Here is a 13,772-nt window from a genome sequence, read left to right as displayed (position 1 = left end):
TTTTATTGAAATGGATTTTCTGACGGCACTCGCGGCAGGTGGAGCTGGTAACGAGGTTGTTTCCAACTCCTATAACCCTCGCTTACGCCATGCGTTCTTCACCTATAACAATCTGACTTTTGGTCAGACCTGGTCGACGTTTATGAACGTTGGCGCCCTGCCAGAAACCGTAGACTTTCTCGGCGTAAGTGACGGTACTGTATTTAACCGTCAGGCACAGATCCGCTACACCATGGGTGACTTCCAGTTTGCTCTGGAAAACCCGGAAAGCACCGTTGCAGGTGTTGGTGTTACCGATGATGTTGGCTTGCCGGATATGGTCGCCCGCTACAATATCAAAGCCGGTGATCATGCCTTTACCGTTGCCGCCATTGGCCGCCAGATGGCTTACCAGAATGGAGTATCCGGTGCAGGCAAAATCGACGAAAGCACCAATGGTTTCGGTGTCAGCCTGTCCGGTATGGTCAAGCTCGGCGCTGACGATCTGAAGTTCAGCTACACCACCGGTAATGTCGGTCGTTACGTCGGCCTCGGTGCTGTCAGTGACGTAACAATCGCAGCTAATGGCGATCTGAAAACAACAACCGTTAATGCTGCCTTTGTTGCTTACCGTCACTTCTGGAGCGATAAGATGCGCAGCACCATCGCCTATTCCATGCTGGACGCTGACTACGATGACGACACCATTGCTGCAGGACGTGTTGAAGCATCCACCAGCACCCGTCTGAACCTGATGTATTCCCCAACCAAAGAAGTAACCTATGGTGTGGAATACAGCATGGCGACTCTGGAAAAAGTGACAACCACCAAGAACGAAGGCGATATGAACCGCCTGCACTTCACCGCCAAGTACAGCTTCTGATCTGTACCTGACGCGTCTGACAAAAACCCGGCTCCGGCCGGGTTTTTTATTGCCTGATCAATACCCAAAATTCACCAGCTCCGTATAACCCAGCCGGTTATAACAACATTCTCAATAATGCTGTTGGCATTGCCTAAATGTTTTTCCACATTTTTCCGTACGTCTTTTAGTGCATCTTTTGGTACGTCGGTATCGCGGAGAAAAGCTGAAAAGACGATGCCCTCTCTCATCAATGTGAATAAAACGCACCGGTTAGATTGCTGGGAAAACATCAATAAATCGCCTGCCAGCCAGTTACAGAACAATACAGCAGCGTTCACTTACACTCACTGACGACTCATTTTTGGCATATATACAGATGTATTCATTGTGAAATTGACGGTTAATTATAAACAATCATATCAATGTCACAAAAATACTCGTTTGGTTACAAATGGTTACTTCGAGGAGAGGGAAAAGACCTGGTGACATTTTTTGTCACATTCCCCTCATAAACGACAGTTATGACGTGTATTTTTTTAAGATTTTTTCCTGCATTGCTATTGAATGTGAGGAAAAATGTCACTTTTCAAGTAAACGAAAATTATTCTCTAAAAACAGCGTGTTACATCACAGTTTTACCCATTGCAGGTCGCCTGCCAGTAAATTGACTCAACCATATGCCCTACCTAAGATGCGCGCACAACGCACAGCACCAGGAATAACTGGCACAAGGGTACGGATTACACTTTGAGCGAACGGGTAACATTTAACATTAACGTTATTAATAAGCCTGCTTATATCTTTCGTCTGGAAGGGATCACGCTCGTCTTCGTTTTTGTTCTCATCTCCACCCACACCCTTGCCGCTGAAAATATTATTCTGCGCGAAAGCTATGCCGGTAACCTGTCGTTTGCATTGACCGGTAACACCATGCGCTCTGGCAGCAATGGCTGCTCTCTACTTAGCAACTCCAGTGCCGCTATCAGTATCCCTGCCAGCAGTAATGTCGTCGCCGCGTTTCTGTACTGGTCAGGCTCGGGCAGTAACGACACTCAGGTTAACTTTTCCGGCGCCAATATCAGTGCCGATGTCATTTACAACGAGAATATCGACGGTCTCAGCTACTACAGCGCCCGGGCTGACGTTACCAATCGCGTCAGCTCTGTCAGCGCTACATACAACGTCTCCGGCCTTAATTTCGATCGCAGTAGTTCTTACTGTACCGGTGGCCGCTCATATGGTGGCTGGGCTCTGGTGATTGTGTATGAAAACGCGCAGGAGCCTCTGCGGGTAGTGAATATCTTTGATGGCTTCCGTAATTTCTGGAACAACTCGATTACCCTTACCCCGAATAACTTCGTTGTAGCCGATAATCCGGCAGCACTGGGTGGCAAACACGCGCACATTACCTGGGAAGGTGATGCTGATATTTCCAACTCAGAAAATCTGCGCTTCAACGGCTCTGTATTAAGCGGCAGCGGTAACCCTCAGGGGAATCAGTTCAACTCCTATTCCAACTCGACAGCCAGCAGCACCTCTGGTGTCGACGTAGATATTTACAATATCGGCAACTACCTTACGGCCGGCTCTCAGTCTGTCACATCGGTCTATACCAGTGGTCAGGATCGCGTCTATCTGAGCGCAGAGATTATCAGTATTCCGAATCGCGATGTCGCCGACCTCAGTCTCACGGTGAACAATCCGGCAACGGTACAACGTGGTGATAATGCCGTGCTGGCACTCCGTGTCACCAATAATGGCCCCCGTTCAGCCAATGCGGTTCAGGTTGAAATTCCTATGACTGACGGCCTTAGCCTGTCGTCGTTCTCTGGCAACAACTGGCTGTGTTCATCGCAGAGCAATGCGGTTATCTGTCAGCTCAGCAACCTGGCCAATAATCAGTACAGTGATCTGTCAGTTACTCTGTCCACGGCAGCAACCACTCTTAACAGCGAAAGTCTGTCAATCAGTACCAGCAGCAATACCTTCGATCACCGCATGAGTAACAACAGTCAGCAGATTACTCTCGCTATTGTTGATCCGGATCTCAGTACTTCGGTTAAACGGGTGTTGGATCTGAATGGTGGTCAGGTTCGTCCGGGCGATACGCTGCGCTTTGAAATTGAAATCACAAACAGTGGCGCTGCTGTAGTGAGCAATATGACACTGACAGATCATATCCCTTCACTGATCAGCAGTTTTCAGGTTTTCAGCCACCCTGTCGGTGCGCAATTAACAACACAACCAGCACCTGCCGGAAATTTCGGCCGCGGCGTGGTCAGCCTTTCTGCGCTGACGATACCAGCCGGTGAGTCACGCACTCTGACGATTGATGGCGTCTTGTCTTCCGGAGCTCAGGATAGTGACAGCTTTACCAACACTGCAATCCTCAGCGGAGCTGGTCTGAACCTGTCTCTGACGTCACCCGTAATCACGGTTAACAGTGCTCTCAGCATCAAAGGCAATAAGCCTCTCTATTTACAGCCAAACCTCACCCTGACCCGGGTAGCAACGACGGACAGCAGCTCCGCAATCGAAATTACCAATAACAGCACAGTTAACTGGCAGTTAACCCCTGCGCTGCAAACGGATATGGTACTGAATTACAGTCAGGGTATTCCATTCCGTTTTTATGCCCGCAATGGTTACGACGGTGGTGATAACAGGGCCTATAACCATACCTTTGATATCCGCCTGTCAGCCAGACGCTCCGGTACAGACATACTGCTGGCCAGTCGGACGCTGACCGCCGAACTGCTGACTGCCGGCAATAACAGCGGACTGGAAGTTATCCGGGAATTTAATACCGACCTTAGCGTGCAAAATGCAGAACCATTATTAAATGGTGATATTTTGCAGATCAGCATCCGCCAGTCTGGCAGCCAATACTCAGATCCTGTCGACCTGTTCCTGCGCCGTAACGGCAACAACAGTCAGGTCGCACTGACCTCCAACACCGTTATTAATGTTGATAGCGTTGCACTTTATGACGCGCCATACCCTGGCGGTAACACTCTCAATGCCGCTCAACGTGGACAGACAATTTATATTCGCGGCGAGGTATCCGACCCTTTCGGTGCTGACGATATTACCGCTGCGACATTGAGTTTATTCGACCCAAGCGGCAATCAGTTACTTAATAACACCGACTTAACGCCTGTTGCTGCCAGCAATGCCGTTAAGGTTTATGAATACAGCATCACAATGGCAACAGATGCATCCGCAGGTAACTGGAAAGCCAGTATCCGAGCGGAAGAAGGCTATGAAAATCTCGTATTCAGCAGTAAAGATCTGAGCTATCCGATTCTGCTCTTCCCGCAATTAAATCTGACTAAAAACGCTGAAGTTATTTCTGATCCGGTTAATGGCAGCACTAACCCCAAAGCCATTCCGGGTGCAGAAATTATTTATACCCTGACTGCGTTAAATCAGGGTGAAGGCCAGACCGATGCTGACACTCTGGTTATTGACGAACAAATTGCTGCCACCACCAGCCTTTATGTCGCCGATTTTAATGGCGCAGGCCCGGCTGAGTTTATTCAGGGTGCTGCTAACAGTGGTCTTACCTACGGCTTTAGCGCATTAAATGCTGCCAACGATGATCTCGATTTTTCCAACGATACCAACAGCAGCGACGGCATTACCTATGGCTACGTTCCGCAACCAGATGCCGAAGGCTTTGACGCCAATGTCACCTATATCCGCTTTATGCCGAAAGGCACGTTAAACCCCGCGTCTGGCAGCAGCCAGCCGGAATTCAAGTTTCGCTACAAAGTAAAGGTCCAATAAGGAGCATTCCATGCAGACCATTAAACGTACGTCCCTGCTTCTCGCAGGTATGCTTGCCTCGGCAAGTGGCTGGGCGGCAACCTCTGTCGGTACCCAGATTGAAAACACGGCAACGGCTACCTACTACGCACCGTCCGATGCAACCTCACAGCTGACCGTCAGCAGTAGCACGGCTTTTGTTGTACAGGAAAAAATCGACGTTGCAGTAACCAGCAGCACCACCAATGCTCTGGAAGTTCAGGCTGGCAGCACTGCTCAGGTCATTGAATACACCATCAAAAACACCGGTAACGGTGATGAAACCTTCGACCTGACCGTCAGCAACGGTACCGGCGACGCGTTCGATGTTACCAACGTCAAAATTTATCTGGATGACGGCGTACCAGGATTTCAGGGCACCGAAACCGAAGTCACACAAATTAACCTGACTCCGGAACAGGCCACCAAAATCTTTGTGGTGGTTGATATTCCGGTTGCACAGAGCATCGACGATATCGCCAATATCGAATTCAACGTGACCTCTGCGACCCCAGGTGCTGCAGCCGGTAATCAGGGCGATATTCTGGCTGGCCAGGGCGATGGCGGTACCGATGCGGTTCTGGCCAATAATGCCGGCGGCGCAATTAAAGCCAGCAGCTATAAAGTAACCGCAACCGCCGGTCTGGTTGTTATTACCAAGAGCATTCTGTCGACCGAACACCCAACCCTGGGCAGCGTAAAAGTGCCAGGCAGTGTGGTGACTTACCAGATTCTGGTTCAGGTAACCGCCGCCGTTAATAACCTGCGCATTGTCGATGACCTGCCATTAAACCTGACCTACGACGCTGGTTCCCTGTTACTGGCTAACAGCAATCTGGCAGGCACACCACTGACAACGACCAATGCCTCAGGCAACACCGATTCTGCAGCCGATGCAGATGCGGGTCGTTATGACGCCAACGCTGGCAGCAACGGTCGTGTGACCTTTGTTTTGGGTAATCAGGCAGCCGCCGGCGATTACACCATTCAATTCACCGCAACCATCGATTAATAACGAGGTATTTATGCGCACTCTTCTGCTCGCATTTGCTTTTCTTCCTGCTCTGGCAATGGCCGAAGTCAGCCTGATTACCGAGGCTTTTAAAATCGTTCCGGTGCAACAGGCCGACGGCAGCGTTGTGGAAGAGTGGCAAACACCTGAGAAAGTAGTACCCGGCGATAAAGTCGGTTACCGCATTTCTTACAACAATAACGGCAAGGAAGCTGCTGAAGGCGTTGTAATCAATAACCCGGTTCCTGCCGAAACGATCTACATCGCCAACAGTGCAACCGGTGCCAACAGCACCATTACCTATTCCGTTGACGGAGGTCAGAACTTTGGCAAAGCCAGCGAACTGACCGTCACTGCACAGGGCAATACCCGTGCGGCAAAAGCGGAAGATTACAGCCACATCCGCTGGATGCTGACTCAGCCGGTCGAAGCTGGAGCCAGCGGTAAAGTGGAATTTAAAGTTCGTATTAAATAACCCGGAGAATCTGTATGAAAATACAAAAACTGATTCTGCCTGCTGCTATGTCCTTCGCCGGCCTCGTAAGTTTTGGGGCTCAGGCGGCGACAAAAGCCGGTATTGAAATCGTAAATACCGCAGCCCTTAACTATAAAGTGAATGGCGTTGCGCAAACTCAGGTAGAAGCTGAGAAAAAACTGCAGGTCGACGTAAAAATCGACTTTAATCTGGCACGTGCTGATATTGCAGCGCCAAATGCATCAACTGAAATTGATGTTGCTGGCAGCAAATACTACGTGATGGGTAAATTTGATCTGGCCAACACCACTAACGCGCCAACCACTTTCACCCTGGCGCCGACGAATGGTGACGGCACTGAGGCACTGGGTTTTACCGGTACAGATTACACCTCACTGACCGATACCAAAGATCCGGTAAGCAGCCTTTTCAAACTGTACAGTAGCGCTGCTGGTGCTGCCGCTCCGGCAACCGAACTGACTGGTAATATCTCTCTGAATGAAGACGGAAATGCCAGCAACACCACGGCACTGGTTTGGGTTCTGATTCCAACCAGTGAAATCAAAGGTGTGGATAAAGATGTATTCGCCGTACAGTTAACAGCAACCGCAAGCGAAGTGACTGTTGTTGGCGAAGCCAACCCTGTTGCTGTTGTTAATGATGTTGCAAATACCGACACCGATGCTGTTCAGTTTGTATTTGCTGATGACGCGCAAGCGGGTGATGACGAATCTGCAATCGGTAATGCTACCGAATCTGCATGGGACGCCCTGTTCCTGGCCTTCCCGGATTTCGAAACCACTGATCCGACTGATCCAACTAACCCAACCAAAAACGGTTTCATCAAAACCTCGGTTGTACTGTGGGATCCGATTAATGAAACCAACAATCCGAAAGCCATTCCTGGTGCAACCGTTCAGTACAGCATTACGCTGACCAACCTGGGCGCAACGGATGCCAATGATGTCAACATCAGTGATGCTATTCCGGCTAACACAACCTTCTGTGACAGCAGCAACAGTCCGGAACTGTGTGCAGACGTTACAAGCGTTAACGCACCAGCGGCAACGCTGAGTTACGTTGCACCGACCACTGGTCCGGCTCTGAACGGAAGCAACATCGAAGCGGTATTCGCTACGGTGAAGTCGAATGAAACCAGCACAATCACCTTCACAGTGAAGATCGACTGATTATGCTGAACAGCCTGCAACGCATTCGCACTCAACTGTTGAACAGCGGTCATCCGACCGCCGTTCGCGGCTGTCTGTCATTTGCCGTTGCCGGCTGCTTGCTGTTCAGTCAGCAGGTATTGGCCGCGGTTACCCCGGCCAATACTCCCATTACCAATACCGCTGTTGCTTCTTTTGAACGCAGCAATGGTTTAACCGACAGTGTCAGCAGTTCTGCAACACTGGTTACCGAAGAAATTAATCCGGCAGCCGTCGCTCCGACGCCGGCCGAGATGCTGTTACTGCACAACGGCGGATCATCCGCTTCCGGCACCGCCATTAATGGCAGTGAATGTGCCGACAGCAGCGGTAATTTTTCTGCATTAACCGCTTTTACCGATTTATCCGGCAATGCACAGTCTTTGCCTGGCAGCTACCAGCTGAATACCGTCGAATACGGTTTCAAAATTGGTGAGCCTTTAATTATTCAGGTAGTGGAGCTGGATAAAAATCTGAATTCAGCCCGCCCCGACCAGATTGAAATCGATGTCCGCAACAGTAATGGCAGCGACATCGAACATTTACGCTTAACCGAAACCGGCGACAACACCGGTATATTTGTCGGTGTTTTACCGACCCGTTTAGCCGATGCCAGTGCCACAAATTACGATTGTGCGTTATCGCTGAAATATGGCCAGACCGTAACTGCCCGTTATCAGGACAGTGCCGACAGTACCGACAGCGTGACCCTGAATACCCGCTTTGATCCTTACAGCCGTGTATTTGATTCACAAACCGGCGCACCGGTTAATGGCGTTACCGTAACCCTGATTAATGCCGATACCGGCCTCGCGGCCAGCGTATTTGACGACGATGGTGTTACCCCATGGCCAGCCAGTGTTGTCACCGGTCCTAAAATCTCTGCTCAGACTGTTCGCACCGCAGCACTGGCCAGCGATACCAACAGCTTCCCGGATGGCAGCTTCCGCTTCCCTTATGTGCCGGCCGGTAATTATCAGCTGCAGTTTGAAGCGCCGGCTAAATACCGTGTGCCATCAGAGCTGGGCAGCGACGATCTGAATAATGTGCCGAATGGTCCGTTCGAACTGAATACCATTTCCCGTGGCGAAGTATTCAGTCTGGCGGGCGGCCGGGTATTTATTTCCGATATCGCCGCCGACCCACTTGAAGGTGGTGTATTACTGAGCAAAACCGCCAATAAAAACGAAGCCGGCATTGGTGATTTTGTGCAGTTCACCATTCGTCTGAATAATTCCCAGGTGGTCGTAAAAGACGCCAGCATTGTTGACCAATTGCCACAGGGGATGCGTCTGCGCAATGGCTCTGTACGTATTAACGATGAAAAAATTGCCGACCCGGTTATCAGCAATAACGGCCGCCAGCTGACTTTTGCCCTGCCCGATATCGCCGCTAACGGTTCACTGTCGCTGACTTACGTCACGCAGATTACTGCCCAGGCACAAGGCGCTTTAATCAACAAAGCCTGGCTGGTTGATGACGATGTAAGCAGTAACATTGCTCAGGCTCAGGTACAGATTGCCGACGAATTTTTTAAAGACAGCGCGCGTTTATTTGGCCGTGTCTACCTTGACGACTGTAACGGCAACCTCGATGCCGAAGCCGTCTCCAATGTGCGTCTGTTTATGGAAGACGGTACCTATGTCGTCACCGATGCCAATGGTGAATGGCATATCGAAAACGTCCGTCCGGGCACCCACGTCGTACAGCTGGATACCGCCACAATTCCACCTTATATGGAAGTGGTCAGCTGCGATGAACGCGGTTTTCACGCCGGCCGTGCATTCAGTCAGTTTGTTGATGTGCAGGGCGGCAGTTTCTGGCGCGTCGATTTTGCGCTGAAAATGAAAACCCCTGAAAGTGGCGAAATCCGTCAGCGTTTGAGTCATCAGCTGGTACCTCTGGCGGCTATGGCTGATGGCAAACTGCCTTACAATTCCCCCGTGCCGGAAAAACTGCGCTTTACCGTCGACCTCGAAGGCAACGGTCTGGAAGTGAACAACGTTATTCAGATGATCGCCCTGCCCGACGGTGTTATTTACGAGCCCGGCAGCAGCGTACTGGATAATGTCCCGTGGGAAGATCCACAGATTTCCTACGGTACGCTGATTTATAAACTTGGCGATAAACCGGCCGACTGGTCACACCAGCTGCAGTTTTCGGCCATCGTCAGCGATAAAGCCGACAGCGGTGAATTAACCACGCGCTCCATTACCCGCTTCCAGGCCGAAGGTCAGCCCAAGCAGCAGATTAAACCAGCCAGTACCACCGCCGTGCTGCAGCTGCCGCCGGACGATGGCCAGGTAAAACCGATTAATCCGCCGAAATTCGATAATTTTTCTGATGTTTTAACGCCGGAAGATAAATCGAATCTGAAAAACGTGATTGACCGTCTGGCAGGCCTGCGCAATTTAACCGTACAGGTCGTTGGCCATACCGACAGCACGCCGATTGCACGCCGGAATAAACATATTTATGCCGATAATCAGGCACTGTCTGAAGCCCGGGCATCATCGGTGGCCCGTTATCTGGCCGAACAGCTGGGCGTTGAGCCGCAGAATATCCGTGCCGTTGGTAAAGGCTCCTCGGTGCCGGTGGCCAGCAATGCCAGCCGTGATGGCCGCGCATTAAACCGTCGTGTTGAAGTCAAAGTACTCAGCGGCGATCCGGATATCCGTCTGGCAACTATTGCCAGCGACATGCAGGTGGCTTCGGTACAGGCCAGCCTGCCCGGCTTTATCCGTAATTTACCGGCTACAGCAGCCGGTAATCCGGCCGCACTGATCGCTGAACAGCCAATGCCGGAATTTGATCAGCACTGGTTTGAAACCGCCGCCGATCAGGCACAGTGGCTGTGGCCGCCGCTCGATCGCAGCCCGTCGATTGGCTCGGTGAAAATTGCCATCTCCCACGGCGCCGGTGAGCGCATTAAACTGTTGCTCGATGACCAGCCGGTCAGCCCGCTGAACTTTGATGGTACTACGCGTAACAGCAAACGCGATCTGGCCGTCAGTATCTGGCGCGGTGTTGATATTCAGCCCGGCCCTAACCGCTTCAGCGTGTTTGTGATTAATAAAGACGGTGACATTGTCGATCAGTTTGAGCGCACTGTTCAGTACGCTCAGGAACCGGCCAAAGCAGAACTGATAGAAAGCCAGAGTAATGCCGTGGCTGACGGTCTGACGCCGGCCACTATCGCCGTGCGTCTGACCGATAAAGACGGCTTCCCGATCCGCGCCAATATTCTTGGCGATGTTGAAGTCCAGGCGCCTTATACCCTGTACGATGAATCGCGTCAGATTGAAGGCAACCCGCTGGGCAATATTCAGCAGCCACAATACCGCGTGGGTGATAACGGTGTGGCGCTGATCCGCCTGACACCCACCAACCAGGCCGGTGAAGCGGTGCTGACCTTCCGCCACGCCAATGGCCAGAAAGATGAGCTGCGTGTGTGGCTGAAGCCTGCTCCGCGTGACTGGATTCTGGTCGGTCTGGGCGATCTGGCGGTCGGTTATAACAGCGGCAATGGTGACCACAACAGCCGTCAGGCCGCTGGTGTCGACGACAATCTCTGGCACGATGGCCGGGTTGCCTTCTTTGCTCAGGGTCAGGTGCTGGGTGAGTGGTTACTGACCGCCGCCTATGACTCCGGCAAGCCGGAAGCCGAAGCCTTTGCCAGCGTGATCGAGCCCGACCGTTATTACACCCTGTACGGTGATGCCAGCCAGCAACAGCTGGACGCCAGCTCAGCAAGCAAACTGTATGTACGTCTGGAGCGCGAGCGCTTCTACGCTATGTTCGGTGATATCAACACCGATCTGAACAACAGCACTCTGGGCCGTTACAGCCGTAAGCTGACCGGTGCTCAGGCGGTTTACCATGGCGATGTGGTTGAGCTGTCAGCCTTTACCAGCCAAACCAGCAACGGCTTTGTGCGTGATGAAATTCAGGGCGACGGCACCTCCGGTCTGTATCGTCTGCGCAATAAAAATATTGTGCTGAACAGTGAAAAAATCCGCATTGAAACCCGCGACCGTTATCGCAGCGAAGTTATTATCAGCAGCGAAGACCTGAACCGTGATGCCGATTACGTTATCGACTATCAGGACGGCACCCTGTACTTCAAAGGGCCGGTCAGCAGCACCGATGAAAACTTTAATCCGCGCTATATCGTGGTTGAGTACGAAACCGAAGCCGGCGATAACCTCGGTTATATCAGCGGCGGCCGCGCCGGAGTCAAACTACTGGATGAGCGCATCAAAGCCGGTGTGACCGCCATTACCCAGAATCAGAGCGGTGATGACCGTCACTTGACCGCCGCCGATGCGCGCATCACTCTGGGTGATACCGAAATCAAAGCCGAAATTGCACAAAGCGAAGAAGTGGTGAACTCCGCCGCCGCAACCGCCAACGCACACCTGCTGGAAGTAACACACCGTACCGAACAGCTGCAGGCGACCGCTTATGTGCGCAGTCAGGACGAAAACTTCGGCCTTGATCAGACCGCACAGGGTGAGAATGACTACCGCAAAGAAGGCGTACAGGGCAGCTACTACTTAAGCGACCGAGACCGTCTGCAACTGGAAGGTTTCCACCATCAGCAGCTGAGCACCGGTTTCGATAAATACCAGACCCAACTCGACTGGGTACACCGTCTGGATAACGACCAGCAGATATCCTTCGGTCTGCTCAGCGCACAGGAAGAAAACGAAACAGAAGACCAGTACACCGACCAGTTAACCGCCGGCTTCAGTACCCGCGTACTGAATGATCGCCTGACGCTGAACAGCATGCTTTTGGCCAATGCCAGCGCCCGCAGCGATGCCTACGACCAGCTGCGTCTTGGCGCCGACTACCGCCTGACCAATGACCTCAGCCTGTTTGCCGAGCATGAAACCGGGTTTGAATCTGCAGCACCGGAGCGCACTGTGCTGGGTATGCGCGCCACCCCATGGAGCGGCGCCAAAGCTCAGCAAAGCATCGAACAGGTTGAGCAGGATGATGCCTACCGTCTGTTTGCTGTGTCTGGCCTGACTCAGGAAATCGCCCTCACCGACGCCCTGAGCGTCAGCCTCGGCTTTGATCAGGCGCGCAACCTGGAAGCCAATGCACCGGGCGAAACCTCAGACAGTACCGAAGATTTTCACGCCACCCATGCCGGTATGTCATATCGCACCAGCCTGTGGCAGTGGAATAACCGTGTGGAATACCGCGACGGCAGCGACAGCGATAAATGGGTAGCCCGTACCAGCCTGTACCATCCGCTTAACGATGCGCTGGCCACCGGTGGCAGCCTGAATTATTTCAAAGAAGACGGCAGCAGCAGTTACAGCAATCAGCTCGAAGCGAGTTTCGATCTCGCCATCCGCCCGCGTCGCCACCCTTATGCCCTGCTCTGGCAAACCCGTTGGGTGCAGCAGGCTGAAGGCGGCGAAGGCACGCCAAGCCGCTCACGCAAACTGATCAACAATGTACACGGCAACTGGCTGTTCACGCCGGCAAACCAGCTGGCCGCCCAGTACGGTATCAAACGCGTGCTCGATCAGTACAACAGCGATGATTACGCTTCCACCACCGACTTTATGGCGGCTGAATGGCGTCATCACCTGAATCCGACCTGGGATATCGGTGCCCACGGCCGTCGTCTGCACAGCTACGAAGCCGGCCAGACCGCGCACGGTACCGGTGTATCGGTTGGCTGGATTCCGCAGACCAACGTCTGGCTCGGACTGGGTTATAACTTTACCGGCTTTATCGATACCGATTTCTCTGCCGCCAATTTCACCGCCAAAGGCGTGTACCTGAAGATGCGCTTCAAAGCGGATCAGGAAACCCTCGCCACTCTGCGTGCGGCGTTCTACTAAGCGCTGCACGCGTCAATACTGCCCCCGCGGAATATCAGAACTGTCACTAACTGACTGGACGCAACCGTTGCAAACGCTGACAATACGCCATCATTCTCAAATAAAAGTGCCGGTTTTTTATCCGGTTGCTTGATAACAAAAACCGATAAGGAACTGGCATGACCTCCCGTGATCAACTGATTAACGCTCAGGGCCAACCGGCATTTGGCATCTTTCCTGATGGCGTCAGCGAACTGAATTATCTCGATTATGATCTGCGCTCACCGATGGATCGCAAGCGCAGTGCGCTGGCCAAACGTTTTGGCTTTAATCAGTTTCAGTTTGTCAGTTTTATCAGCCCACAGTTAATTGTCGGTCTTGCCATTGTCGATCTGAAACTGGTGAGCAACGCTTTTCTGTATTTATACGATCCGGAAACGGAAGCCTTTGAAGAATTCAGTTTTCTGCAACCGCTGGGCAAAAACACCCATATCGAACCACGGCCGAATGACGGCAATGCCGAATTCCGCAAAGGCGGTAATACCTTCAGCATCAAAGCCAGCCGTACTCCGGGTGTGCGCAA

At 52.1% G+C, this 13,772-nt stretch carries 8 protein-coding genes; 7 read left to right on the top strand and 1 reads right to left on the bottom strand.

Annotation, left to right across the window (positions count from 1 at the left end; genetic code table 11):
- Positions 1–862, top strand: an 862-nt coding sequence (locus tag B3P58_RS19475) for a DcaP family trimeric outer membrane transporter (protein ID WP_286719912.1), incomplete at its 5' end; no start/stop codon positions are given.
- A gap of 71 nt (positions 863–933) precedes the next feature.
- On the opposite strand, the gene B3P58_RS19470 is transcribed toward B3P58_RS19475, so the two are convergent.
- Positions 934–1,182, bottom strand: coding sequence for a hypothetical protein (locus B3P58_RS19470; RefSeq protein WP_286719911.1), 249 nt, complete (start codon positions 1,180–1,182; stop codon positions 934–936).
- Between the two features lie 409 nt (positions 1,183–1,591).
- Here B3P58_RS19470 and B3P58_RS19465 point away from each other — a divergent pair, with 409 nt between their 5' ends.
- The 6 genes from B3P58_RS19465 to B3P58_RS19440 form a co-directional block, all read left to right on the top strand.
- Positions 1,592–4,633: a hypothetical protein gene (locus B3P58_RS19465; protein WP_286719910.1), complete on the top strand. Its 3,042-nt coding sequence runs from the start codon at positions 1,592–1,594 to the stop codon at positions 4,631–4,633.
- A gap of 10 nt (positions 4,634–4,643) precedes the next feature.
- Positions 4,644–5,663, top strand: a complete 1,020-nt coding sequence (locus tag B3P58_RS19460; RefSeq protein ID WP_286719908.1) for a hypothetical protein — start codon at positions 4,644–4,646, stop codon at positions 5,661–5,663.
- Between the two features lie 13 nt (positions 5,664–5,676).
- Positions 5,677–6,138, top strand: coding sequence for a DUF11 domain-containing protein (locus B3P58_RS19455; RefSeq protein WP_145469392.1), 462 nt, complete (start codon positions 5,677–5,679; stop codon positions 6,136–6,138).
- Positions 6,139–6,152: 14 nt separating this feature from the next.
- Entirely contained in the window at positions 6,153–7,328 is a 1,176-nt protein-coding gene (locus tag B3P58_RS19450) for a hypothetical protein (RefSeq protein ID WP_286719904.1), read from the top strand.
- A 2-nt stretch (positions 7,329–7,330) separates the two neighbouring features.
- A complete protein-coding gene (locus tag B3P58_RS19445; RefSeq protein WP_286719902.1) occupies positions 7,331–13,210 on the top strand; it encodes an OmpA family protein in 5,880 nt (1,959 codons plus the stop codon).
- Positions 13,211–13,368: 158 nt separating this feature from the next.
- Positions 13,369–13,772 (top strand): DUF2804 family protein (locus B3P58_RS19440; RefSeq protein WP_286719899.1); only part of this gene is annotated, 404 nt, incomplete at its 3' end.

It is taken from the genome of Thalassolituus sp. UBA2009, assembly GCF_002335285.1.
In the GTDB taxonomy this organism is placed as follows: Bacteria; Pseudomonadota; Gammaproteobacteria; order Pseudomonadales; family Oceanobacteraceae; genus Venatoribacter; species Venatoribacter alkanivorans.
This window is presented reverse-complemented; position numbering and strand designations above follow the sequence as displayed.